Here is a 26,871-nt window from a genome sequence, read left to right on the forward strand (position 1 = left end):
ACCAATAAACATCATTTTTCATCAAGTATAACCCGCGTCAGAATACTCCACGTGTCGCAGCTACCGCTGTGCCCCTATGCACGAGGAGATTGAGAGATGAGCCGTTTTGACGCCCGCAACCAACGCTATCGCATGCCCGCGGAATGGGAAACCATGAACACGACGTGGCTCGGTTGGCCTGTCCTGAAGGATCGCGAGATGCTGTGGGGCGATCACTATCAGCGGGTTTGCGAGGAATTCGCGCTGGTCGCCCGGACGATTGCCCGCTACCAGCGTTGCGTCGTGACGGCTCACCATAGCCAGGCGGACGTAGCGCGTGCGCTCGTTGGGGAAACGGTCGAAGTGCTCGCGGTCGCGGCGGAAGACAACTGGGTGCGCGATTGCGGGCCGATCTTCCTGCAGGGCGATCAAGGCCAGCTCGGTGCGTCGGTATTCCGCTTTAACAGCTGGGGCGAGAAGTACCAGCCCTACGATGGTTGTCAGCAGCTGGGCCAGGACATTGCCCGCGCGGCAGGCGCGCAGATCTTCAACAGCCACATGGTGCTGGAAGGCGGCGCTTTCTATGTCGACGGACAGGGCACGCTCGTCACGACCGAGAGTTGCCTGCTGCATCCGAACCGCAACCCGCACATGAACCGCTCGGAAATCGAAGCGGAACTCAGGCGCATGCTCGGGGTAGAGAAGATCATCTGGCTACCGGGCAATCCGGACGAGGTGGAAACCAATGGACACGTCGACGGCATTGCCTCGTTCATCGCGCCAGGCAAGATGCTGTGTCAGACGGCGAGCCCGGACCAGGGCGAGTACTTCCACGTGATGCGTGAGAACCGCCGCGCGCTGGAACTGGCTACCGATGTCACCGGCCGTCGCTTCGATCTGCTGGATCTGCCGTCTCCGATCGTGACCGAACGCTATGGCTCCGAGCGCTACTGCGATTGCTACGCGAACTACATCCTCGTCAACGGCGCGGTGATTTCGACTGCGTTTGGCGTGGAGCAGGATCAGGCCGCATCCGATGTATTCGCCCAGGCGTTTCCCGGGCGCCGTGTCGAACTGCTGCCGATCCCGACGCTGTCGATCGGCGGCGGCAGTATCCATTGCTCGACGCAACAGCAGCCTGCCGTTACCGCTCGTTCTGTTTAAGCCGGCTAGAACCGGGTCAAAGGAAACTTCATATGTCGTCGCGAAACATCACCGTCGCATCCGTGCAGATGGCATCGGGCAGCTGGTCTCTCGAAGAAAACATGGCGACTGCCGAGCGGCTGATCCGCGATGCGGCGAGGCAAGGAGCCAATCTGGTGCTGTGCCCGGAGCTTTTCATGACGCCGTACTTCTGTCTGGACCAGAACGTGCGTCACCTGGAACTGGCCGAGCCGTTCGAGGGCAATCCGCGTATCGCGCATTTTGCGAGGCTGGCTGGCGAACTCGGCATCGTGCTGCCCATCGGGTTTTTCGAGCGCGCGGGCAACGCCGCGTACAACTCAGTTGCGGTCGCTGATGCTGACGGCAAGGTGCTCGGCCTCTATCGCAAGACTCATATTCCAGATGGCCCGGGCTACACAGAGAAGTTCTATTTCACCCCGGGTGACACCGGCTTCAAGGTCTGGGACACGCGCTTCGGCAAGATCGGTATTGGCATCTGCTGGGACCAGTGGTACCCGGAGACGGCACGCAGCCTCGCATTGATGGGCGCGGAAATTCTTTGCTTTCCGACCATTATCGGTTCCGAACCGTTTAGCACGGACTTCGATTCCGCGGGCCATTGGCAACGCACGATGCAGGGCCACGCTGCGGCCAACATGGTGCCGGTGGTGGCCGCGAATCGCATCGGTCGTGAAGTGGGCTTTGGCAACGACAATCCACAACAGAGCGCGCTAACTAGCGTGTTCTATGGATCGAGTTTCATCGCCGATCACACGGGCGCGAAACTGGCGGAAGCCAATCGCACCGACGAAACCATCCTGCTGCATACGTTCGACCTGAACGCGATCCAGGCGGACCGGCAGTCGTGGGGCTTTTTCCGCGATCGCCGCCCGGAGATGTATCGCACCTTGCTGACGAGCGATGGTGCTTCGTCGTGCTATCGCTAGGGAGATCACGATGAAAAAGCATTGGCTCGCCGTGGCCACCGGGTTAGGACTCAGCTTGTGTCTGTGTGCAGGCCGCACCTGGGCGGACGAAGAGAAGGTTCTGAATCTATACAACTGGAGCGAATACTTCGCACCCGACACACTGACGGAGTTTCAGAAGGAAACCGGCATCAAGGTTCGCTACGATTCGTACGACAGTGACGAGACATTGCAGTCGAAGCTGATGACGGGAGATAGCGGGTACGACCTGGTCTGGCCTACCAACGACTTCATGGCCAAGCAGATCCAGGCCGGCGCATTTCGCAAGCTCGACAAGAGCAGGCTGCCGAACCTCAAGTACCTCGATCCCGCGTTGCTGAAGCTGGTTGCGAAGTCCGATCCGGGTAACGAGTATGGCGTGCCGTATATGTGGGGCACCGTGGGCGTGGGCTACGACCGCACGAAGGTCAGCGCGATCCTCGGAAAAGACATGCCCGCGAACAGCATGGAACTGCTGTTCAACCCGGCGATTGCTTCGCGCCTCGCGGCGGCGCACTGCGGGTTGGGATTGCAGGATTCCGCGAGCACGGTGTTGCCGCTGGCGCTTCGCTATGTCGGTCGCGACCCGGTGCATCCCACCGCCGATGACTACGCCGCCGCCAAAGCCATGTTGATGAAGATCAGGCCGTATATCACCGTGTTCGTCAATTCGTCCAACGCGAACGAACTGATGGACGGCGAGCTATGCGTGATGGTCGGGTACTCGGGAGCGATCAATCTGGCGTCGCAGAAAGCCAGGGAATTGGACAAGAAGCGCGACGTCGTCTATGACATACCTAGTGTGGGCACGCTAATGTGGTTCGACGGCATGGTGATTCCCAAGACTGCAAAGCATCCAGACAATGCTCATGCGTTTATCAACTACATCCTCAGACCGGACGTGATTGCGAAGATCTCCAATGCGACGCGCTACGCGAATGCCAATCAGGCCGCATTGAAGTTGATGGACCCGACGCTCGTGAACAATCCGGGCATCTATCCGGGGGAGCAGAGGAGGCAAACCTTGTTTACCCCGGTAGTTGAATCACCGGCGACCAGTCGCCTGGAAGGCAGGACATGGCTAGGCTTCAAGGTGAGCAAGCCTTGATCAGTGAGTGGGCACGCGCCCGACAAGACATATGAGGTATTGGCATGACAACGAGACGTAACTTTCTGAGGCGAGGGCTGGCGGCCTCGGGAGGAACCTTGATGATGGGCGTACTAGGCAGCGGTTTTAGCAAGGTGGCGCGGGCGGCTGGCGACGCATGGCATATGCCGGATGAAGGCGCCGCTCACGCTGCGACCTGGATGGCCTTCGGCGTGAGCGAAGACATCTGGGGCGACGACATGGTGCCGGTGGTCAGACAGAATCTGGCCAATATCGCCAAAGCGATTGCGGCGCATGAGCCGCTTAACATGCTGGTGCGCGAAGAGGACCATGACGTCGCGGCGCGACTGTGCGGCCCGTCGGTCAACCTCGTGGTTCAACCGATCGACGATCTGTGGATGCGCGATACCGGACCGGTCTTCGTCAAGGGACAGTCGGGCCAGCTCGGGGCAGTGGGTTTCAATTTCAACGGCTGGGGTAACAAGCAGGAACACGCACAGGACGCGGAAGTCGCAGGGTTTATCGCGCGTCACGCCGGTGCGCAATTTATCGAAACGCATCTGGTGCTGGAAGGCGGCGGCATCGAAGTGGACGGCGAGGGCACGGCCATCATCACCGAGAGCTGTGTGCTGAACGCAAACCGCAATCCCGGTCTTGGCAAAGCGCAGTGCGAAGCGGAATTGCAGCGCCTGCTTGGCGTGCAGAAGATCATCTGGTTGCCGGGTATCAAGGGCAAGGACATCACCGACGGACACACCGATTTTTATGCGCGCTTTGCGAGCCCTGGTGTCGTCGTTGCCGGACTGGATCAGGATCCCTCGTCTTATGACTATGCAGTGACGAGACGTCATCTGGACATTTTGCGGAAGGCGACCGACGCCAAAGGCCGCAAACTGAAAGTCGTGGTACTGGATGGACCGTCGACGGTACGCAAGGAGTATGAGAGCGAAGACTTTGCGGCCGGATATATCAACTTCTACGTATGCAACCACGCGGTCATCGCACCGCAGTTCGGCGACAGGAAAACGGATCGCAATACGCGCGATGTGCTCGTGGACCTGTTTCCTGGGCGCGATGTCATTCAGTTGAACATCGATGGTGTTGCTGCCGGTGGTGGAGGAATCCACTGTACGACCCAGCAGCAACCCAGTTGATTCACGGCTTAAGCGGGGACTTCCCGGGTGACGCAATGTATTCCTCCCCCGCCTGCTGCAATACCCAGAATGTCGACCTGGACAATGGTGCGGGAGCCAGCGTAAGGCTGGATGGCCGAGATTGCAGCAGCGTCTGCCGCTGAGTCGTTGAATTTCGGCACGATGATGGCGTTATTGCAGGTGTAGAAGTTGACGTAGCCGGCTGCAAAGTTTGTCAGCTGGCTATTGTTCAATGTCGTGCCGTTGGACGCTCCGTAGTATTGGGGCGTTGTCAGTTCGACCAGTTGCAGCACCCTTCCGGTTGCATCCGTCTGATTGTTCAGATGCTGCCAGTTGGCTTCGGTCAACGCGCGCTCACCGGTTGAGTTCGATGCGTCGTATGCGTAGGCGACGACGCCCGGCGCCAGGAATCTCGCGTAAAAATCGACGTGTCCGTTTGTGATGTCGGTTTCGTCTGCTGGCCTGGCGGCGCCGCGTCCTCCACCTGATCCGCTGTTTGCAGGGTAGATTGCGGTCCCCGGAATCCAGATGATCTTTTGCACCCCAAGCGTTCGCTGCAATTCCGCCAGTACGGTGCTTTTGGCGGTGGGCAACAACGTTGCGTTCGCAATGACTCCGCCTGGAATGTTGAATAACTGCGGGTTGCGGTTGACATGCAATACCGACGATTCAGTCAGGATGGCCGTGCCGGCTCCGTCGAATTCGATGGCCCCGCCTTCAAGCGTCAACGAACTCTGAACGACGCTTGCGTTATTCGCATTCGCCATCCAGCCGGCTACCGTGTGATCGTGCGAGAACGGCTGGAAGAATCTGCCGGCCTTTGACTTGTTGCTAGTTGCCGCCACCGATGGCGGCACCGTCATCCCCGCGTTGAGATTGCGACCATCCGTGTTGGCATTCCCCCAGCCGTTGAAGTTGAAATTCACGGTGCATTGCGCATTGCCGTTTGCCGTGTCTTTCACGAACAGGCAACCCGTGTCGCGGGTCCAGATATCGTCGAACCCGTCGACGACCGCGGTCAGCGTGACACCGCCTACACCCGCAGGTCGGGCGACGTAGCCGGCATGGATATCCGGATTCGCACCGCTCGGCGCGCTCAGCAAGCTCTGGGCGATGCTCAGGTCGCCAGGTAAAACCAGCATCGTGACCGGTTCATACGTACCAATGGCTTTGGCGACATCGATCAGATCGGCGCGGATACGGTCGATACCGGCATCGGTGCTCCGTGGGGTAACAGGTGTCCAGATGCCTTCCGAGCCCGAGGCAAAGGCCATGTACGTCGCTGCGTGTGGGGCATCTTCGCTGGGAAGCAGATACGACGATGGATTCGCAAGCGGCCGCGGGCTTGATCGCGCCACCGCGGCACTACCGGGTGAATCGCCTCCACCGCAAGCAGACAGGGTGCCCACGAGCGACAGTCCAAACAGCGTCGCTGATCCTTTGATAAAACTGCGACGCGTCACCTGCGAATGGCTAGGCGCCACCGCGTTCATTTGATCTTTCATCGTATCTCCGACGGCTATGCAGAGCGGGAGGCGATGTGACAGCTAGGAAACGCTATTGAGGCCACCACATCGCTGTGTGCGGAACCATCGTTGTTCGTGGCGATGGGTGGCTCATTGTGTGTCGAACGGTATGGGGTGAAAACTGATGTTTCTTGTTAGAACCGGCCAGGTTGGCTCATACCTTGTCTGAGTTCGCTAGCGCTTCGGTTTCTTGGCTTTGGTCGCGGGAAAAAACTCAAGCCCGTGCGACGACAGAATGTCCTGCAAACGACGCAACTGGCCGAGGCTTGTCGCACCGCGCCGTAACGTCACACCGACGATCAGGATGTCGATGATCGCAAGATGCGCGAGACACGCGTCACTACCGACATAGACGTTCACCGATGGCGGCAGCGAAAAGGTCAGCGCGATGTCGGACGCATCCGCGAGCGGCGTGCCGGGCTCGCAGATACCGATCACGATCGCGCCACGCTCTTTGGCCACGGCGACGGCCTCGAGAAGAAACGGCATGCGGCCAAAGTGCGAAATCGCAATGACGACGTCGCCGGGACTGAGCGTAGCCGCCGAAAAGAGCTGCATGTTGGCATCGGTATAAGCCTGCGCATGCAGACCCATGCGGACTAGCCGCGATTGCGCGTCTGTAGCGATGAAGCCGGAGGTGGTGCCCACACCATAACAATCCACTCGCACCGTATTCACGAGCGCGGCGATGGCACGCTCGACGCGTTCAAGCGGCAACTGCCGTTCTACATCGAGCAGGCTGTCGGCGGAACTGCGCAACACCTTCGAAATGATCTTGCCCACCGAATCTTTAGCGGTCACCGTGCGATGCAGCGCGGCGCTGCCACGCGCGATCTGCTGCGCGACCTGCAATTTGAACTCCCGCAAGCCTTCGTATCCGACAGCACGGCAAAAACGTCCGACCGTCGGATCGCTCACACCGGAGCGTGCGGCGATATCGGAGACATGGGCCTGCATGGCCCATTCGGGATCGTCGAGAAACACCTGGGCAACGCTGCGCTGTGCATCGGCGAGGTCGGGAAGACGCGCGCGGATAAGCGCAAAAAGGTCGGAGTCGGTTTCCTGTTTTGCCATGGTCAAGTGATCGCGGTTGTTGGTGTAAATAATATACGTGAATGATCAATTCAAGCTCAAAGATCACATGCGGGTCATACAGTGAAAACCCTGGAATTAGCGCTGTTTCCGCATAATTTTCCACTAACACGACCTGGTGCGAGTGACATCCAGAATTTAACGATGTAATGTATTTACACATACCGACCGGCAACCGACAAGTAACGAACACGCCGGTAGCCACATTTGATCTGTCTGATTTCCGTCTCGCACCTGCTCGTATCGGTATGTAACCCGAACATAAAAAACGGTCCGCCATTCTTGATAGCGCGGACTTCTCAAATATTGAACCATTCAGAGGTGTCGCGATGTCGAGAATAGCTCTGGTTAGATTCGGTTTAGTGTTAGCGATGGTGCTCCGGCTCTTCTGCCAGGATGCGCATGCGCAGCAACAACCTGTGCCGCTCGCTCAGGTGCCGCCCATGGGATTCAACGACTGGGCCCGCTTTCAATGCACACCGCAGGCACCGCTCAATGGCGGCAACCAGGCCACGTATTCGTTCCAGCAGTTCATGGAGGACCAGGGGCAGGCGCTGTATGACTCCGGCTTGAGTGCCGTCGGCTACCGGACCGTCGTCGTGGACGACTGCTGGATGGTGCGCAATTCGGCGGGCTACCTGCATGGCGATCCCAAGTGGGCCGGGTCTTCGCAACCCGGTTTCGATTACGAACTGACTTCGTACATGAGCACGCTGCACAACCTCGGGTTGCTCGGCGGGGTGTACAACACGGCGGGCGCCGCGACCTGTCAGGGTGCGCAAGCGGGTGCGCAAGGGCATCAGCAGGTCGATGCGAATTCCTACGCGTATTGGGGTGTCGATTTTCTGAAGCTCGATAACTGCGGCGCTACAGGTAATGTCGACGTAGGTACGCTCGACAAGCAGATGCAGGCGGCCCTGAAAACCGAGAAACGCCCGATCCTCTTCGATCCGTCTCTGCCGGCGGGATACTCGCCCGATCAGCCTGAAAAATACCCGGCTTTGGCGCTGGCCAAACAGCTTGGGCAAATGTGGCGGGTGTCGGCGGACATCAAGACGACGAATCCGTCGAATCTCGTCGACCCCTGGGATTACTACAGCGCCAATGCATACGAGGAAGGGGTGTATCAGTCCTATGACGACACGATTGCGTTGTCGCGTTACATGGCGCCGGGTAGCTGGAACGATGCCGATCAACTGGTGATTGGCGACAACGGCCTGTCGACGGCGGAAGAAAGAAGCCAGCTCGGCCTCTGGTCAATCATGGGCGCACCGCTGATTCTCAGCACCGATGTCCGCAAGCTGGTCAATCCCACCACGACGCATCTGCGCAATTCACTCGAGATTCTCAGCAACAAGAGCGTGGTCGCCATCAATCAAGACCCGCTTGGTGCAGGCGGCTATCGCGTGATGCGCGACAACCCGGCTGCAAACGCCGGGTTCGATGTGATCGTCAAACCGCTCAAGGACGGCAGCCTGGCGGCACTGGTCCTGAACAAGGGGAGCAGCGAGCAGGCCTACACGCTGCAGCTCGCCTCATTGGGTCTTTCGCCGGCGGCAAACGGCCGTTATTCGGTGCGTGACCTGTGGAACGGTACGACGCAATCGTCGGTGACGTCTGTGACGCAAACGATCGGTTCGCACGACAACCTGATGCTGCGCATTCAGGGCGGCGGCAAGCTCGTTCCGACAGGTCAGATTCAAACGACTCAACCGGGGTTCGCGACGCCTGCACTGTGCCTGTCGGTTGCCGGTGGAGCGAAGAGCGGTGCGGGCGTTGTCGTCGACACCTGCTCGAACGCGGCGGTTCAGCAGTGGCAGCGTCAGGCTAACGGCACGATCTCGCTTGCCGGTACCTCGCTCTGTCTCTCGGCGAATGCAACAGCAGCGCCCGGTTCAATCAACCCTGCTTCCGGGCTGTGGGCCACGCTGAATTCGTGCAACGCGCGTGATACGAAGCAGGTTTTCGGCTACACGCTCACGGGCAATCTGAAGAACAGCCAGGGGTGCCTCGATGTTTTCGAAGGCACGGTGTCGACTGCGGGAACGCCGGTCGACATCTATCAATGCGCCGCCGATGCAACCCCGCAAGTCAATCAGATCTGGTCGGCGCCTCACGGTTCCAAGCTATAAAGCGCGCCTCACGTTGTGACTGGCCTGCTTCGGCAGGTCAGTCCGATGGCTGCAAACATCACACAGACTCACTTCACGTACAGATAACGCACAAGATGAAAGAACACCGGCGCCGCAAAACAGATCGAGTCAACGCGATCGAGCGCGCCACCGTGACCCGAGATCATCGAGCCCCAGTCCTTCGCACCGAGCGAGCGCTTGACGGCCGACAACACGAGACCACCGACAAAGCCCGACAACACGATTGCCAGCGACATCAGGAACGCCGAGCCAAAACTGAACGGCGTCACGCGATAAAGCAAAGCACCGCATAGCGTCGCGAGCAGCCCACCGCCGATAAAACCTTCGACCGTCTTCGACGGACTCAATTGCGGCGCGATCTTGTGCTTGCCGAACAGCTTGCCGACGACATACTGGAACACGTCGCTAATCTGCACGACGAGCAGGAAGAAGAACAGCAGCAGGGCGTTTTCTCCCTGGTAGTGTTCGATGTCCAGAATCAACAGTGCGGGCGCGTAGCTGAGCCCGTAGACGCAGACCATTAGCGCCCAGTGGATTTTCGCGCTGCGATTGAGAAACTCCTTTGTGTCCTGCGTCAGCGCGGATACCAGCGAAAGCGTGATGAACAGATGCACCGGCACGAAGATCGAGAACATCCCGTACCAGTTCACCCATAGCAGGATGTACTGCACCGGAATCGCGATGAAGAACGCGATAAACAGCGTGGTGTGATCGCTCGGCGATGTCGGCGTCAACGTGATGAACTCGCGCAACGTCAGGTACGACGCAATCGCGAACACGATGTAGGTCGCGCCTGACCCGAGGCCGATTGCGATCGCCATGATCGCGATCATTCCCCACCACGCGCGGATGCGCTGATTCAGGTTGGCGATCGTCGTGCTCTTGCCGCCGTCGCGCCACGCGAGGAGCGCACCGATGACCGACGCGATCGCGAGAAAGCCGGTTACGCCGGCTACGAGTTCCCAGAACACGGTTCGCATGATTTGTCTTGGTGGTTCTTGGTGGTTTAAGGGAAGCGGGGTGCCGGTCCGTCAGTGGGCCGGTGCGAGTTCAATCACGGCGTCGCGCGCACGCTGCAGGAAATCCGCCTTCGCTTCATCGGCACCGAGCGATAGCGGCGCGCCGAAGTGCACCTTGCAGATCAGCGGCACGGGCCAGATCGCGCCTTTCGGCATGATGCGCTGCAGGTTCTCGAGATAGACGGGGCACAGCTCGATATCGGGGAATTCGGTGGCGAGCCGGTACAGGCCGCTCTTGAACGCTTGTGGCAGCGTTTCGGCGCTGCGCGTGCCTTCGGGAAAGATGATGATCGAATGACCGAGCCGCAGCGCTTCGCGCACCGGGTCGAGCGGATCGCTGTCGCCTTCGTGCTTGCGATCGATCAGTACGACGTTCAGCAGATTGCGCGCGATGTGAATCTTGGTCTTGCTGGTCTGCCAGTAATCGCGTGCGGCCACCGGCCTGATCTGCGAGCGCAGCTCGCGCGGCAGTGCGGTGAGAATGGCCAGTGTGTCGACGTGACTCGTGTGATTCGAGAAGTAGATGCGCTGCGCCGCGCTCGGGCCGCCCTTGTGCCACACCGGATAGGCGCCCGCCACGAGATGGACGATTCCCAGCAGACCATCGCGTTGCCATTCGTGCCAGATGCTCATCGGATTCGCCTCTCGACGCTGCTGGTCATAGCTTTGTCCATATCAGGGAGCGTTAACATTTTTTCTTCATGTTCCCGTTTATCGCGACGCCAGAACGGCTGCCTGAATATATTGAAGCGAACCCGTTAAACCGCGATCGGCAAGATCGTGTGTTTCGCCCGATGGATTATGACGATTTTCCTTAACGTGCACCATCATCGGCCGGTAGTCCATAAATTGTCACGCAGGGGCACGATCCGATACTGGCAGTGTCGGAAAAGGCGCTAACCCACGCGGTTGTTGACCTTTGCCGCGGTTTAAATGACGATAATGCCACTTTGAATAATCGATAAATTCCGCTGCGGCGCCGTCGATATACGATTCCGATACGCAATCCGCGTAAAGCGTATAACCGGCTGATAACGCGGCTGTCGCGTCGACCTGGGGCGAGAAATAGACCATGAGCGTATACGCACTGAAGCCGAAATTTCAGAACCTGTTGCGCCCGCTGGTGCGCGTGCTGGCGAAGTCCGGGGTGACCGCCAATCAGGTCACGGTTTTCGCAGCGGCGGGCTCGATTCTGGTCGGCCTGATTGCCGGGCTGGGCGCACATCGCTCCTGGTTTCTGCTGATCCCCGTGTGGCTGTTCTTCCGCATGGCACTTAACGCGATCGACGGCATGCTGGCCCGCGAATTCGGCCAGAAAAGCGCACTCGGCGCGTACTTCAACGAACTGGGCGACGTGGTGTCGGACATCGCACTCGCGCTGCCTTTTCTGGCCGTTCCGGTTTTTCTTCCCGCCCAGATCTGGGCGTTCGCGCTCGCGGCTGTGGTTGTCGAATGCGCGGGGCTGGTCGGGCCGCTTGCTGGTGCGAGCCGACGCTACGACGGGCCGCTTGGTAAGAGCGATCGGGCCGTGGCGGTCGGTGCGTTCGGCCTGTGGGTCGGTCTCGGTTTGCCGCTCACACCGCTCGCAGGGTGGATCTGGTGGGCGCTCGTCGCGCTGGCTGCGATCACGACGATCAAGCGCGTGCGCAATGGTGTAGCGGAAGTGCGTTAAGTGCCGCACGCCCTGAACAACAGGCGCTACTGCGCAGCACACCCGTGTGTGTGGTCCAGCACCGCGCGTCCCGACTCGGTCTTGTCGGTCACGAGCGTGCCCGCCACTGGCCGCGCCGCACAAGCGAGCGCCCGCGCATTGTCGCCACGGCCATAGCGATCCTGATAGCGGATCACCTCGACGACCTGCGCGAGCGCGTTCTCCATCCAGCCATTGTTCAGATCGGTGCGCCCATGAACCTGCTGCAGATCATGCAGAGCGACGCGACCCGCTTCGCGTGGCTCGTCGAGTTGCAGCAGCGCGTGAATCCGGTTCTCCTGCGTATCGATCTGCGTACGCGTAACGGCCGATTGCGACGAAGCGTCGATCGACAGATCGGGTATCGCATCCGAGTATCTGCGCCCGAGCATCCGGTGATGCGCGCGCTGCGTGTCGTCGTTGCTGGCCTCGTATGACTGCACGGCGACGAGCAGTAACGGCGCCGGCCAGTCGGTAGTGAGCATGCCGTCGAGCATCGCTGGATCGTGCTCGACGAGTCGATAGATCCGCGTCGGATTGCTCGTGCTGTGTTCCGCGGCGAGCAACGCCTGAGCGCGTGCGGTACCGGTCGGTGCGCGTTGCGCGAGCTGCAGATCGATCTGGCGTTGCAGTGCGCTTTCACCCGATGCGCCGTCGAGCACGCCGGACACGGGCGCACGTTTGTCGACGGACTTCGGTAGCAGCAACGCTTCGAGCGCTTGAGTATCGCTGGCGATATTTGCGAGAGCAGCCGGATCGTCGGGTAACGCGGGCAGCGCAGTGTGCGTTGCGTGCCATGCACGGTTCTGCACGTCCCACCACTGCCCGGTGGCGATGCCCGCTTGCGGTAACGCGGCCAGCAACTGCGAGGCGGCATCCGTTGCAAACGACCAGTCCGACATTCGTTCGCCGACAAAGAGCTTGAGCTTCAGATCGGCGCTGCGGAATTCTTCATCGGTGACATACGACGAAGCGGGGTGAGTGGGCAGCAGACCAGCCAGCGTGCTCTCTGCCGAACCGGGTACGGCCGGCGCCGCGCGCCAGTCGAGCAGTGCCGGCCATGGCTGCGGCAACTGTGCACGCCACGGTTCGATTTCAGCGGGCGCGCGAACGAACCACAGACGACACGCGTAATCGAGCACGGTCGGGTCGAGCGTGCCGTCCGCCTGCTCGATCGTGCGCAGACCATTCGATGCATCGCGGTCTCGGCTCATCGCGAGCCACAGACGCACGTTCAGATAGCGCAACCGGGCCTGTTCGGCTGGCGCCAGGCTGTCGTGTCGCTGCTGAAGTGGCGCGAGCATGTCCTGTGCGGCAACGAGGTTACCGGTCTGTTCGAAATAGAATTGTGCGGCGATCCGGTAAGGATCGAATGGCGCGGTTCCGGCGAGCGGACCGAGCCACGTCAGCCACTGCGCGTTGCGCATCGCGACGCGGGCAGGCGCGGCATCGTGATACCACTCCGGCGGCAACTGGTCCGCGTCGCGATAGCCGTTGATCCGTGCGTTCGCCTGCAGGCTCAGCAGATAGCTGTCGGTGCATGCGGGACGCACGGCTCCGCTACCAATCGGACAATCGAGCGATAACACCGCGAGCGCGGCGACGGGAGAACCATCCGGTTTTGCGAGAAGTGCACGGGCGGCATCGGTCGGCACGAGGGGTGTGCTGCCCGCCGATGTGTCGGCGCCAGCATCGGCATCGGCGTACGCGGTGGATGCCAGCGTAACGACTAGCACCGCCACCGTTAGCGCCGACACAGTGCCCACGAGCATCGCGGCGCGGGCCGGTCGCTGTGTCTGGCCAGTACGACGATCGAGTGAATGGAGCATCGGCGGCGGGGACCCCGAAAAGGCGTGCGTCCAGACTGGAACCGGCGAATGCGCACGCAGGTGTTTGTTATTCAACGGCGGAGTTTACCTGTCTTCTCGAATCATGCGGCGGGTTTTCAGGGCATGTGTTATCGGCGGGTGCATAAAACCTGCAGCTGTGTTTCATCGAGGTGTCTTAAGACAATAAAACGTCACGCTAAACGTCGCTTGCATAAACCTGACGAGAAATTACAGCAAAACTCGTTCATTGCGACCTTGCTGTTTGGCGTACTGATTGGGTTTATCGCTGTGCAGGCGGCGCAGGCCGGTAAATCGCGTTCGTTGCCATTTAATCTGCCGGCAATACTGATCCCGGCGGCATTCGGTTTATGGCTTTACTGGCTGATCTGGATAGTGCTGGAGCTCGATCATGGCGCGGCCACCGCGGGGCAACTGGTGCTGGCGGACCTATCGAAATTCCCCTTAAGGTGAGTCTTTCCGGGAGTACCGTGTCCGAAGGATAGGTTGCTGGCAGCGATACCGTCGTTACTTCACGAGAGTGGGAATCAACGACAAAGCATGGGCCACGCGTGCGACGACACCCGACCAGTCCGTTTCCTCTGCGTCCTGCCTGAATAGCGTCACGACGCCGGGGTACCACGCGGACGTCGAACCCGCGCTGGTCCAACGCCAGTCAGTCCCTACGTTCGAAAGCAGGATCCATGTGGGTTTGCCAAGCGCTGCGCTCAGGTGTATCGCCGCAGTGTCCACGCCGATGACGAGGTCGAGCCGTGACACGATGGCCGCGACATCGGAGAAATCAGCGACCCGGTTTCCCGGATTCACGATAAAGCGGTCACCCATTTCGCGTTGCAGGTCCGCGCCGCTCGCTTCCTTCTGAAGGCTGACAAAAGTGATTCCTTCGACTTGCCACAAGGGTTCGAGTGTCCTCAGGCTCGGTAAGGACCGTGCGAAGTCGTTGGCGTTGTTTGGATTCCCCTTCCACACCAGGCCGACTCGCATGCGACCTTTGGGCATGAGACGTTCCCATTTCGATGCCGCGTTGCGGGGCGCACGCAGATAGGGCAAGTTCGCCGGAATCGAAGCGGGCGTTTCCCTCAGGCTGAAGGGGATACTCCAAAAGTAAGTCCAGAAGTCATGAGGTGGACAGGTCGATGGATCGAACGCCTCGCGAGCAATTACCGCATCCGCTTCGGGTAGCGTTGCAAACAACGACCGGTTCGCGGCGGAGCAGACCAGCGTTACGCGTTTCGCGCCGAGATCCTTGATTTTGCGCACGTAGCGAACGAGCTGTATCTGATCACCGTGCCCCTGTTCTGGCCACAGAAGCAACGATGCGCCTTCGAGCCTCTCACCCCGCCATTGTGGAAATGAAACGGGCGGAGGACTGGAGAAGACGTTCTCCAGACCGGACTCATAGCGCGCCTCGAAGAGCGGCAAACCTTCGATCCAATTGCCCTGGTGCAGTAAAAGAACCGCGAGATTGAGTCTGTACGCAGCATTCTGTGGCCGAAGCGCAAGCGCATGCCTGTAAGCCGCATCTGCTTCGTCGTAGCGGCCCAGGTCTTTCAGCACGAGCCCGAGTGCATTCAGTGCCTCATGGTTGCCAGGTGCATGCGCGATTGCACTCCGGACCACATGTTCCGCCTCTTTCAGGCGATGCTGTGAGCGGAGCAGCATGCCTAGATTCAACAGCGCCTCGCCATGACCGGGTGTCTTTGAGATGGCACGTCGAAACGAGCGTTCAGCGTCGTTTCGCCGTCCGGTCATCTGATGCAACACGCCGAGATTATTGTCTACGTCGGCCGATTGAGGTGCAGCCCGCGCCGCTTGTTTCAGACACGGCTCAGAGGCAGCGAAGTTGCCCAGCTTCAGATGACACGCGCCCACAATATTCAGCAACTCGGCGTGATCGCCATCTTGCTCAAGGAACACGTGCGCTGCGCGGATAGCGGCTTCGTACTGTCCTTGCTCATAGCGCTCCCTGATGGAGGCGACGGCGCCATCGTCTATTGATCGCTGTTCACGGGGTTGCCGCATAACTGCGGTGTTACGGATTCGCCGTCGCATCCGCCGATGCGTTCGCATCGTCCTGCCCGACCGCTTCAAGACGATATCCGTAGCCGTAAATCGGCGTAAGCCGGAAACCGTTTTCAGGACGCAGGGCGAGCTTCGTGCGAACCATCGCGATGTGAGTGTCCAGCGTGCGCGACGGGATATCGGTGGTCTGCTTCCACACGGCGTCGAGAATGTGTGCGCGCGACAGCGGCCGGCTCAGATGCTGGAACAGCAGCAGCGCCAGATCGAATTCCTTTTGCGTCATGCTGACCGTATTACCGTCGACCGATACCTGCCGAAGCTTCAGGTCGAACTCGAGATTGCCGAAGGTTTCTTTCGTCGAGGCCGGGTTCATCGGATACGAGCGGCGCAACAGCGATGCCACGCGCGCAGTGAGCACACCCGCCGAGACGGGTTTGACAACGTAGTCGTCGGCACCGGCGTTGAGCATCGTCACGATGTCCGATTCCCGCGCGCGGCTGCTGACGAACAGCACCGGCAAGCGCTCGGACAGATTCTGTCTGACCCATGCGAGAACCTCTGCGCCCGACAGATCGGGGACGTTCCAGTCGAGGACCAGCAGGTCGAAGCTTTCGCGCCGCAACTGACGCAGCAGCAACTGACCTTGCTCGAAGGTATGGCAGGTGTGGCCGGCACCCGTTAGCGTGTCGTTGGTCAGTGCTGCCTGGTCCGCATCGTCGTCAAGTATTGCAATTCTCATGGTGCCCTCGTTCCACGGCTGAAGCTCCGGAGAGTCTATGGCATTTTGGGGTGCCATCCACGGCTATTTATGCTTTTTAGTGACGCCTCGGGGCGAAAACCCCGCGCAGCGCAATCAACCGAGCGCGATGGCCGCGGCGAACTTCGTCTGTGGCCGCGCGATGTGATAGCCCTGTGCATAGACTTCGGCACGCCGGCTCAACCAGCGTAATTGCGCCTCGGTTTCCACACCCTCGATGACAACCGTGACCGCGAGTTTATCGAGCATGTCGAGTACGCACGACATCACGGTGCAGGCCCGGTGCGAGCCCGGTACCCTGACCATGAATTCGCGTGCGAGCTTGATCGTATCGATCTGCGTGGTGCTCAGGATGGCGAGCGATGCGTAGCCCGATCCGAAACCGTCGATCGCGATGCGTACGCCGAGTTGCCGCAGCGAGTCGGTGATCTCGCTGATGGCGAGCAGCTTCGAGGCATCGGCGGTTTCGACGAGTTCGAGTTCCAGGTGCGACGGGTCGATGCCATAGCGCTGCGTCGTTTCGCGAATCGTCGTGACCAGTTCGTCGTCGGCGAGTTGCGACGGCTGGATGTTGATCGACACGCGCGGCAACGGATGACCTTCGCGCTGCATCGTGCGCAGTTGCTCGCAGGCCGATTCGAGGACGAAGTAGCTCGCTTCGCGCGCGGCGCGTGCGTCTTCGAACGCCTGGACGAAGCTGCCGGGCAGCAGCAGACCGTAATCGGGATGCTGCCAGCGCAGCAGACATTCGATACTGGACAGCCGGGACGTCTGCGCATGGATGATCGGCTGGAAGGCGACGCGGAACTCGCCGTCGTGCAGACCTCTGCGCACCCGCGCGGCGAGCGCATGGTCGCCTTGTCGGGACGTTTCGCCGGTATCCATCGCGCGACTGTGTGGCGCGCTCAATCCACTACCGATGTTCTTCACGTTGCATTCCTCTGGGGGCCCGCTGCGGTCGGACATCTTTGCGCTCCACAGATGAACGGAAAAGGCCGCGCCCTTTGCAAGGCTGCAGCCTGTCGAGACGGGCACGGCCGACGACGGTCGATCTAATGAGTGTTTGAAGCGGTTGCCGCCTGGTGCACGGGGGCGTGTGACGCGCGATTCGCCCGACCAAATAACAAGATAGCGCCGTTTGGCGGATCCAACCGTTAAGAAAGGTCAAACGCAGCGATATTACCGGGCGCGTCGGATTACCGACCGTCCGGTAGCCGACAAATTCCTGTTGTTAACCCCGGTTTCCTGCGGGGTTACGTGAACTAAACGGAACATTTTCGACGTTCGGTTTCGGAGAATTTCTCGTTGAAGAAATATTTTATTCTGCGTGAATAATGTTAAGAATTTTATTGGTGAACATTTAATTTAAAATCCTCGGCGCTCGAAGTTGGTTTATTGTCCAGACAAATACAAAACCGTGTGACCGCCCGCTCTGCCAGGTAAAAAGGGGCTCCTCGGATGTGTAATATGTAAATTTGACATTTCTTTACGTTTCGCACATGACGATCTTTCATTATTTGACAATTGAAAAAAATACACGAAGATACAATCCGCTCACTTAAATCTGAGTGCGCAGCGCTTTGTATTTGTCGAGAGATTGATTTCCATCAGGCGTTTGAAAATTCTGCTGCCGCACACAGGCGCTACCGGAGAGGGGATTCGAAATGAATAAAACATATAGATCTATCTGGAATGAAGCTCTGGGTGCCTGGGTTGCGGCTTCGGAGCTGGCGTCTGCGCGCGGCAAACCGAGTAAATCGGCGGTAGCGAAGGCGATTGCGGCGCTGGTGGTAGCGGGCGCGGGGATTCACAGCAACCTCGCCCTGGCGCAGTACGCGCCTGGTGGCGGCACGGCGACGGGTTCGTCGGCCATCGCGATCGGCGGCTCCAGTGGCGCGTTTCCATCGAGCGCGACGACGGCGTCCGGCACCACCTCGATTGCCATCGGCGCCAACGCAACAGCGAGCGGTAACTACTCGCAGGCTTTCGGCCAGAACAGCACGGCGAGCGCGGCCAGCGCAATCGGGATGGGTTCGGGCTCGAAGGCGACTGGCACCGGTGCAACGGCGATTGGCAACGATACGACGGCGTCGGGCTCGAGCGCGATTGCAATTGGCGGCGGCAATAGCTCGGGTACTGGCGGCGCGGCGGCGCTTGGTGCGCAGGGTATTTCGATTGGTCGTTCCTCGAGCGTGGTGCTGGCGGCGACGAACGGGCTTGCCGTTGGCGTGGGGGCGACGTCGAGTGCGGTGGACGCGGTCGCGCTCGGCGTTTCGTCTACGGCGAACGGGACGGACTCACTTGCGTTTGGCACATCGGCGACGACGACGGGATCGAGTGCTGTAGCGATCGGGCAAAACGCTGTCGGCTCGAATGCGCAAACGGTAGCCCTTGGCACTAGTTCCACTGCTTCGTCGAATTTTGCCACTGCGGTTGGGTCGGGGAGCGTGGCTGGTAATGGGATAGCTAGTGGCACCGCCAGTGCTTCGAACGCTTCGGCGTTCGGCGCTAACGCAAAGGCCTCGTCGGCTTTTGCTACCGCGGTTGGGGCAGCGAGCACCGCCAGTAGTGCGAATGCTGCGGCGTTCGGCGTTAACTCAACGGCCACGGGAAATTCTGCCACCGCGCTTGGCGCAATGTCGTCCGCAACCGGCGGGAGCTCGATTGCTGTGGGGCCGGCTGCGACGGCGTCTGGGAACGCTGGGATTGCTGTTGGAACCTTTTCGATTGCGAGCGGCAGCAGCGCGGCTGCGTTCGGCGTTGGCGCGACGGCGTCCAATTTCCAGGCTACGGCGCTTGGCGTTAACGCGAACGCCGCGGGGACGAATGCGCTGGCGTTGGGTACCTCGGCTACTGCGGCCTACACGAACAGCGTGGCGCTTGGGGCCAACAGCGTCACCGGCGCGGCTCCGCCGACAGGCACCGGTTACCTGACGGGACAGGCAGCGCCGCTGTCGGAAGTGTCGGTGGGCAGTTCGACGGCGTTGCGCCGGATTACCAATGTGGCCGACGGTGCCGCGCCGCAGGATGCGGTGACGGTATCGCAGTTGAGCACCGGCATGAGCACGACGACGAGCAGCATTTCGAGCTTGTCGACGTCGGCTTCGACGGGGATCACTTCGTTGTCGACTGGTGTGAATTCATTGTCCACCGGTCTGAGCACGACCAACAGCAATGTAACGAGTCTGTCGAGCTCGACGTCGACGGGACTTAGCACCGCGGTGAGTCGTGAGACGAGCCTGTCCACCGGTCTGAGCACGACCAACGCCAATGTGACGAGCCTGTCGAGCTCTACGTCGTCGGGCATCAGCTCGTTGTCGACGGGGTTGAGCACGGCAGGCGCCGGCGTGGCGAGTCTGTCGACGGGCATCACCAGCCTGTCGACTGGGCTGAGCACGACCAACAGCAATGTAACGAGCCTGTCGAGCTCGACGTCCACGGGCATTGGTTCGTTGTCGACGTCGGCTTCGACCGGCATCACCAGTCTGTCGACCGGACTGAGCACGACCAACAGCAATGTAACGAGCCTGTCGAGTTCTACGTCCACGGGCATTGGTTCGTTGTCGACGTCCGCTTCGACCGGCATCACCAGTCTGTCGACCGGACTGAGCACGACCAACAGCAATGTAACGAGCCTGTCGAGTTCTACGTCCACGGGCATTGGTTCGTTGTCGACGTCCGCTTCGACCGGCATCACCAGTCTGTCGACCGGACTGAGCACGACCAACAGCAATGTAACGAGCCTGTCGAGTTCTACGTCCACGGGCATTGGTTCGTTGTCGACGTCCGCTTCGACCGGCATCACCAGCCTGTCGACTGGCTTGAGCACGACCAACAGTAATGTAACGAGCCTGTCGAGTTCTACGTCCACGGGCATTGGTTCGTTGTCGACGTCCGCTTCGACCGGCATCACCAGCCTGTCGACTGGGCTGAGCACGACCAACAGCAATGTAACGAGCCTGTCGAGTTCCACGTCCACGGGCATCAACTCGCTGTCGACGTCCGCCTCGACCGGCATCGCGTCGTTGTCCACATCGACGTCGACTGGCATTACGAGTCTGTCGACCGGCTTGAGCACGACCAACAGCAATGTAACGAGCCTGTCGAGCTCCACGTCCACGGGCATCAACTCGCTGTCGACGTCCGCTTCGACCGGCATCGCGTCGCTGTCCACGTCGACTTCGACCGGCATCACCAGCCTGTCGACTGGCTTGAGTACGACCAACAGCAATGTAACGAGCCTGTCGAGCTCTACGTCCACGGGTATCGGCTCGCTGTCGACGTCCGCCTCGACGGGTATCACCAGCCTGTCGACCGGGTTGAGCACGACCAATAGCAACGTCAGCAGCCTGTCGACTGGCCTGAGCACGACCGGCAGCGGTATTAGCAGTCTCTCGACTTCGACCTCGAGCGGTATCGGCTCGCTGTCGACTGGTCTGGGTTCGCTGTCTACGTCGACCTCGACGGGCATCACGTCACTGTCTACGGGCCTGAGCACGACGGGCAGCAACGTGTCGAGCCTGTCCACCGTGGTATCGGCCACGCGCACGCATTACTACAGCGTCAACGACAACGGCGTACAACAGGGCAACTACAACAACAACGGCGCGACCGGGGTGAACGCGATGGCGTTGGGCCCGAATGCGAGTGCGTCGTCGTCCAATGGCGTCGCCATCGGCAACGGCGCGGTGGTCAGCAGCGCGGGCAGCGTGGCGCTGGGCGCGGGCAGCACCACGAGTGCAACTGCGCCGACGGGCACGGGCTTTCTGACCCAGCAGGCAGCGCCGCTGTCGGAAGTGTCGGTTGGCAATTCGACGGCGTTGCGCCGGATTACCAATGTAGCCGACGGTTCTGCGCCTCAGGATGCAGTGACGGTGTCGCAACTGAGCACCGGCATGAGCACGACGACGAGCAGCATTTCGAGCTTGTCGACTTCGGCTTCGACAGGGATCACTTCGCTGTCGACGGGTCTGAGCACGACGAACAGTAATGTGACGAGTCTGTCGACATCGGCTTCCACGGGGATCACTTCGCTGTCGACGGGTCTGAGCACGACGAACAGCAATGTGACGAGTCTGTCGACATCGGCTTCGACGGGGATCACTTCGCTGTCCACTGGCCTGAGCACGACCAACAGTAATGTGACGAGTCTGTCGACATCGGCTTCGACGGGGATCACTTCGTTGTCGACCGGGCTGAGTACGACGAACAGCAATGTGACGAGTCTGTCGACATCGGCTTCGACGGGGATCACTTCGCTGTCGACGGGTCTGAGCACGACGAACAGCAATGTGACGAGTCTGTCGAGCTCGGCTTCGACAGGGATCACTTCGCTGTCGACCGGTCTGAGCACGACGAACAGTAATGTGACGAGTCTGTCGACATCGGCTTCGACGGGGATCACTTCGCTGTCGACGGGTCTGAGCACGACGAACAGCAATGTGACGAGTCTGTCGACATCGGCTTCGACGGGGATCACTTCGCTGTCGACGGGTCTGAGCACGACGAACAGCAATGTGACGAGTCTGTCGACATCGACTTCGACGGGGATCACTTCGTTGTCGACGGGCCTGAGCACGACTAATAGCAACGTGACCAGCCTGTCGAGTTCCACGTCTACCGCTGTCAGCTCGCTGTCAACGGGTGTGGGTTCGCTGTCCTCATCTACCTCGACTGGTATTGCCTCACTCTCAACGTCAACGTCAACGGGCATCAGCTCGCTGTCGACCGGTGTGAACTCGCTGTCCACATCGACTTCGACCGGCATCAGCAGCCTGTCGACTGGCCTGAGCACGACTAACAGCAACGTAACGAGCCTGTCGAGCTCGACGTCCACGGGTATCAGCTCACTGTCGACGGGTGTGAATTCGTTGTCCACGTCGACTTCGACTGGTATCAGCAGTCTCTCGACGGGTCTGAGCACGACTAACAGCAACGTAACGAGCCTGTCGAGCTCGACGTCTACGGGCATTAGCTCACTGTCGACGGGTGTGAACTCGCTGTCCACATCGACTTCGACTGGCATCAGCAGTCTCTCGACGGGTCTGAGCACGACCAACAGCAACGTGACGAGCCTTTCGAGCTCGACGTCTACGGGCATCAGCTCGCTGTCGACCGGTGTGAATTCGCTGTCGACGTCGACGTCGACTGGCATCAGCAGCCTGTCGACTGGTCTGAGCACGACCAACAGCAACGTGACGAGCCTTTCGAGCTCGACGTCTACGGGCATCAGTTCGCTGTCGACCGGTGTGAATTCGCTGTCGACGTCGACGTCGACTGGCATCAGCAGCCTGTCGACTGGCCTGAGCACGACCAACAGCAACGTGACGAGCCTGTCGAGTTCGACGTCCACGGGCATCAGTTCGCTGTCGACCGGCGTGAATTCGCTGTCCACATCGACCTCGACCGGCATCAGCAGTCTGTCGACTGGCCTGAGCACGACCAACAGCAACGTGACGAGCCTGTCGAGTTCGACGTCCACGGGCATCAGTTCGCTGTCGACCGGTGTGAACTCGCTGTCCACATCGACTTCGACTGGCATCAGCAGTCTCTCGACGGGACTGAGCACGACCAACAGCAACGTCACGAGCCTGTCGAGTTCCACGTCCACGGGTATCAGTTCGCTGTCGACGGGTGTGAATTCGCTGTCCACGTCGACTTCGACCGGAATCAGCAGTCTCTCGACGGGCCTGAGCACAACGAACAGCAACGTAACGAGCCTGTCGAGCTCCACGTCCACGGGCATCAGCTCGCTGTCGACCGGTGTGAACTCGCTGTCCACATCGACTTCGACTGGCATCAGCAGTCTCTCGACGGGTCTGAGCACGACCAACAGCAACGTAACGAGCCTGTCGAGTTCGACGTCTACGGGCATCAGCTCGCTGTCGACCGGTGTGAATTCGTTGTCCACGTCGACTTCGACTGGCATCAGCAGTCTGTCGACTGGCCTGAGCACGACTAACAGCAACGTAACGAGCCTGTCGAGCTCGACGTCTACGGGCATCAGCTCGCTGTCGACCGGCGTGAACTCGCTGTCCACATCGACTTCGACTGGCATCAGCAGTCTCTCGACGGGTCTGAGCACGACCAACAGCAACGTAACGAGCCTGTCGAGTTCGACGTCTACGGGCATCAGCTCGCTGTCGACCGGTGTGAATTCGTTGTCCACGTCGACTTCGACTGGCATCAGCAGTCTGTCGACTGGCCTGAGCACGACTAACAGCAACGTAACGAGCCTGTCGAGCTCGACGTCTACGGGCATCAGCTCGCTGTCGACCGGCGTGAACTCGCTGTCCACATCGACTTCGACTGGCATCAGCAGTCTCTCGACGGGTCTGAGCACGACCAACAGCAACGTAACGAGCCTGTCGAGTTCGACGTCTACGGGCATCAGCTCGCTGTCGACCGGTGTGAATTCGTTGTCCACGTCGACTTCGACTGGCATCAGCAGTCTGTCGACTGGCCTGAGCACGACTAACAGCAACGTAACGAGCCTGTCGAGCTCGACGTCTACGGGCATCAGCTCGCTGTCGACCGGCGTGAACTCGCTGTCCACATCGACTTCGACCGGTATCAGCAGCCTGTCGACGGGACTGAGCACGACTAACAGCAACGTAACGAGCCTGTCGAGCTCGACGTCTACGGGCATTAGCTCGCTGTCGACCGGCGTGAACTCGCTGTCCACATCGACCTCGACTGGCATCAGCAGTCTGTCGACTGGCCTGAGCACGACTAACAGCAACGTAACAAGCCTGTCGAGTTCGACGTCCACGGGCATCAGCTCGCTGTCAACGGGCGTGAATTCGCTGTCTACGTCCACTTCGACCGGCATCAGCTCGTTGTCGACCGGTGTGAATTCGTTGTCCACGTCGACGTCGACTGGCATTACGAGTCTGTCGACTGGCCTGAGCACGACGAACAGCAACGTAACGAGCCTCTCGAACTCCACGTCCACGGGTATCAGCTCGCTGTCGACCGGCGTGAACTCGCTGTCCACGTCGACTTCGACTGGCATCAGCAGCCTGTCGACTGGCCTGAGCACAACGAACAGCAACGTAACGAGCCTGTCGAGCTCAACGTCCACGGGCATCAGCTCGCTGTCGACGGGTGTGGATTCGTTGTCTACATCGACATCGACGGGCATCTCGTCGCTGTCCACATCGACTTCGACCGGCATTAACAGCCTGTCGACTGGTCTGAGCACGACGAACAGCAACGTAACAAGTCTGTCGAGCTCAACGTCCACGGGCATCAGCTCACTGTCGACTGGTGTGAATTCGCTGTCTACGTCCACTTCGACCGGCATCAGCTCGCTGTCGACCGGCGTGAACTCTCTGTCCACTTCGACTTCAACTGGCATCACCAGCCTGTCGACTGGCTTGAGCACGACGAACAGCAACGTAACAAGCCTGTCGAGCTCCACGTCCACAGGTATCAATTCGTTGTCCACGTCGACGTCGACCGGCATCACCAGCCTGTCGACCGGCCTGAGCACGACAAATAGCAACGTAACCAGCCTGTCGAGTTCGACGTCCACCGGTATCAGTTCACTGTCGACCGGCGTCACCAGCCTGTCGACCGGCCTGAGCACGACCAACAGCAACGTAACAAGCCTGTCGAGTTCGACATCCACCGGCATCAGCTCACTGTCGACCGGCGTGAACTCGTTGTCCACATCGACCTCAACTGGCATCACCAGCCTGTCAACCGGCCTGAGCACGACCAACAGCAACGTAACCAGCCTGTCGAGCTCCACGTCTTCCGGCATCGGCTCACTGTCGACTGGCGTGAACTCACTGTCCACGTCGACCTCGACCGGCTTCACGTCGCTGTCGACGGGCTTAAGTTCGACCAACAGCAACCTGACGAGTCTGTCCACCGCAACCTCGACGGGCCTCACCTCGCTGTCGACTGGTTTGAGCACGACCAACAGCAACGTGACCAGCCTGTCGACCGGTCTCTCGAGTCTGTCGACTACCCTGAGCACCTCCGGTAGCGGCGTATCGAGCCTGTCCACGGTAGTCTCGGCGACGCGTACGCACTACTACAGCGTCAACGACAACGGCGTACAGCAGGGCAACTACAACAACGACGGCGCGACCGGCATCAACGCGATGGCAGCTGGCACGAACGCGCTCGCGTCAGGTTCCGGCAGCGTGGCGTTGGGCAACGGCGCGACCGCCACGGGCACCAGCTCGGTAGCGCTCGGCAACGGTGCCACAGCGTTGAATGACAATTCGGTCGCTCTGGGTTGGAAGTCGGTCACGAGCACCTCGGTAGCAACACCGACCGCAACGATCGGCTCGCTGCAACTCGGAACGTTCGCCGGTGCTTCGCCGATAGGCGTGGTGAGCGTCGGCTCACCAGGGTTCGAACGCCAGATCACCAACGTCGCAGCAGGCCAGGTCACGTCGAGCAGTACCGACGCAATCAACGGCAGCCAGCTGTTCACCGTCGCCAGCCAGCTCAGCGCGTCGCTCGGTCAGATCTCGTCACTGTCGACGGGTCTCTCCACGACCAACAGCAACCTGACCAGCCTGTCGACTTCCACTGGCAGCCTGAGCACGTCACTGTCGACGGGCCTCTCCACGACGATCTCCACGATCGGCGCGGGCGGCTCTAGCGGCAACGGCAGCGGCACCGGCACGAGGACGACGCAAGGCCGCTCGTTCGACAACACGTCGACGTCGACGGTGAATGCCGCGAGCTGCGGTTCGGCTAACGGCGCGGATACGACGGCAGTCGGCACCTGTGCGCAAGCCGGCACGGTCGCTGGCGTGAACGGCGCGACCGTCACAACGGTGGCCAACGGTGCCACGGCAATGGGTTCGCAGTCGCTTGCACAGGACACGAACACCACGGCGATCGGCTTCCGGGCCACTGCGCAGGGTCAGGGTTCGTCGGCGGTAGGCTTCCAGTCGCAGGCAACCGGGACGCAATCGACCGCGATCGGTTCGAACGCAGTGGCAAGCGGAGCGAACTCGGTGGCGATCGGTGCCGGTTCGGTGGCAAGCGAGTCGAACTCGGTATCGGTGGGCTCGCCGGGCAACGAACGCACGATCACGAACGTCGCAGCGGGTGTCAATCCGACCGATGCCGTGAATATGCAACAGTTGCAGAGCGTGCAGAGCAACGTCAACACGGTCGCGAAGTATGCGTACTCGGGCGTGGCAATGGCCGGCGCGCTGGCGGGGCTGCCGCAGGTCGAGCCGGGCAAGACCTTTATGCTCGGCGCGGGTCTGGGCAACTACGGCGGCTACACGGCGCTCGCGGTGGGCGGCAGTGCACGGGTCACGCAGAACACGATCGTCAAGTTCGGCGTGAGCACGGTAAGCGGCGAACGCATGATGTTCAACGCAGGCGTTGGATACTCGTGGTAAGCCCGCAGATGTAGCG

15 protein-coding genes and 2 pseudogenes are annotated in these 26,871 nt (G+C 60.3%); 9 read left to right on the forward strand and 8 right to left on the reverse strand.

Translation table 11 applies throughout. The features are described from left to right. Window positions 1-96: 96 nt before the first annotated feature. Genes BWP39_RS27390 through BWP39_RS27405 form a run of 4 tightly spaced genes read left to right on the forward strand, consistent with a single transcriptional unit; the run spans window position 97 to window position 4,370 of the window. Entirely contained in the window at window positions 97-1,143 is a 1,047-nt protein-coding gene (locus BWP39_RS27390; protein ID WP_096725363.1) for an agmatine deiminase family protein, read from the forward strand. A 32-nt stretch (window positions 1,144-1,175) separates the two neighbouring features. Next, window positions 1,176-2,090 (forward strand): N-carbamoylputrescine amidase, encoded by a 915-nt coding sequence (gene aguB, locus BWP39_RS27395; protein ID WP_096725364.1) that lies wholly within the window; start codon window positions 1,176-1,178, stop codon window positions 2,088-2,090. Window positions 2,091-2,100: 10 nt separating this feature from the next. Then, complete coding sequence (locus tag BWP39_RS27400; RefSeq protein WP_096725365.1) at window positions 2,101-3,216, forward strand: polyamine ABC transporter substrate-binding protein; 1,116 nt, start codon at window positions 2,101-2,103, stop codon at window positions 3,214-3,216. Window positions 3,217-3,260: 44 nt separating this feature from the next. Beyond that, window positions 3,261-4,370 (forward strand): agmatine deiminase family protein, encoded by a 1,110-nt coding sequence (locus tag BWP39_RS27405; protein WP_096725366.1) that lies wholly within the window; start codon window positions 3,261-3,263, stop codon window positions 4,368-4,370. Between the two features lie 8 nt (window positions 4,371-4,378). Here BWP39_RS27405 and BWP39_RS27410 read toward each other — a convergent pair whose 3' ends face one another. Both BWP39_RS27410 and BWP39_RS27415 read right to left on the reverse strand, forming a co-directional pair. Further along, window positions 4,379-5,875: an agmatine deiminase family protein gene (locus tag BWP39_RS27410; RefSeq protein ID WP_096725367.1), complete on the reverse strand. Its 1,497-nt coding sequence runs from the start codon at window positions 5,873-5,875 to the stop codon at window positions 4,379-4,381. Window positions 5,876-6,070: 195 nt separating this feature from the next. Further along, window positions 6,071-6,970: a MurR/RpiR family transcriptional regulator gene (locus BWP39_RS27415; protein ID WP_207557136.1), complete on the reverse strand. Its 900-nt coding sequence runs from the start codon at window positions 6,968-6,970 to the stop codon at window positions 6,071-6,073. A gap of 389 nt (window positions 6,971-7,359) precedes the next feature. Here BWP39_RS27415 and BWP39_RS27420 point away from each other — a divergent pair, with 389 nt between their 5' ends. After that, a complete protein-coding gene (locus BWP39_RS27420; protein ID WP_170043907.1) occupies window positions 7,360-9,120 on the forward strand; it encodes a hypothetical protein in 1,761 nt (586 codons plus the stop codon). A 68-nt stretch (window positions 9,121-9,188) separates the two neighbouring features. Here the strand turns inward: BWP39_RS27420 and BWP39_RS27425 are convergent, their stop codons facing one another. Both BWP39_RS27425 and BWP39_RS27430 read right to left on the reverse strand, forming a co-directional pair. Continuing rightward, entirely contained in the window at window positions 9,189-10,121 is a 933-nt protein-coding gene (locus tag BWP39_RS27425) for a phosphatidate cytidylyltransferase (protein WP_096725370.1), read from the reverse strand. Between the two features lie 51 nt (window positions 10,122-10,172). Next, entirely contained in the window at window positions 10,173-10,793 is a 621-nt protein-coding gene (locus tag BWP39_RS27430; RefSeq protein ID WP_096725371.1) for a lysophospholipid acyltransferase family protein, read from the reverse strand. A 439-nt stretch (window positions 10,794-11,232) separates the two neighbouring features. Here BWP39_RS27430 and BWP39_RS27435 point away from each other — a divergent pair, with 439 nt between their 5' ends. Continuing rightward, on the forward strand, window positions 11,233-11,832 hold the full coding sequence (locus BWP39_RS27435) for a CDP-alcohol phosphatidyltransferase family protein (protein ID WP_096725372.1): 600 nt from the start codon (window positions 11,233-11,235) through the stop codon (window positions 11,830-11,832). A 26-nt stretch (window positions 11,833-11,858) separates the two neighbouring features. Here BWP39_RS27435 and BWP39_RS27440 read toward each other — a convergent pair whose 3' ends face one another. Next, window positions 11,859-13,679, reverse strand: a complete 1,821-nt coding sequence (locus BWP39_RS27440; protein WP_096725373.1) for a hypothetical protein — start codon at window positions 13,677-13,679, stop codon at window positions 11,859-11,861. Between the two features lie 48 nt (window positions 13,680-13,727). Here BWP39_RS27440 and BWP39_RS31605 point away from each other — a divergent pair, with 48 nt between their 5' ends. Next, on the forward strand, window positions 13,728-14,150 hold the full coding sequence (locus BWP39_RS31605; RefSeq protein ID WP_133116950.1) for a hypothetical protein: 423 nt from the start codon (window positions 13,728-13,730) through the stop codon (window positions 14,148-14,150). A 54-nt stretch (window positions 14,151-14,204) separates the two neighbouring features. Here BWP39_RS31605 and BWP39_RS27450 read toward each other — a convergent pair whose 3' ends face one another. The 3 genes from BWP39_RS27450 to BWP39_RS27460 form a co-directional block, all read right to left on the reverse strand. Continuing rightward, window positions 14,205-15,719 (reverse strand): tetratricopeptide repeat protein, encoded by a 1,515-nt coding sequence (locus tag BWP39_RS27450; protein WP_096725375.1) that lies wholly within the window; start codon window positions 15,717-15,719, stop codon window positions 14,205-14,207. Window positions 15,720-15,729: 10 nt separating this feature from the next. After that, on the reverse strand, window positions 15,730-16,458 hold the full coding sequence (locus BWP39_RS27455; protein WP_096725376.1) for a response regulator transcription factor: 729 nt from the start codon (window positions 16,456-16,458) through the stop codon (window positions 15,730-15,732). A gap of 114 nt (window positions 16,459-16,572) precedes the next feature. Continuing rightward, window positions 16,573-17,442: an EAL domain-containing protein gene (locus BWP39_RS27460; protein ID WP_096725377.1), complete on the reverse strand. Its 870-nt coding sequence runs from the start codon at window positions 17,440-17,442 to the stop codon at window positions 16,573-16,575. A 698-nt stretch (window positions 17,443-18,140) separates the two neighbouring features. On the opposite strand from BWP39_RS27460, the pseudogene BWP39_RS32700 reads away from it, so the two are divergent. Both BWP39_RS32700 and BWP39_RS32655 read left to right on the forward strand, forming a co-directional pair. Then, window positions 18,141-19,190: pseudogene (locus BWP39_RS32700) on the forward strand (ESPR-type extended signal peptide-containing protein); the annotation flags it as partial. 30 nt (window positions 19,191-19,220) lie between these two features. Then, a pseudogene (locus tag BWP39_RS32655) lies at window positions 19,221-26,855 on the forward strand (YadA-like family protein); the annotation flags it as partial. Window positions 26,856-26,871: the final 16 nt, after the last annotated feature.

It is taken from the genome of Paraburkholderia acidicola, from assembly GCF_002362315.1.
Lineage (GTDB): Bacteria > Pseudomonadota > Gammaproteobacteria > Burkholderiales > Burkholderiaceae > Paraburkholderia > Paraburkholderia acidicola.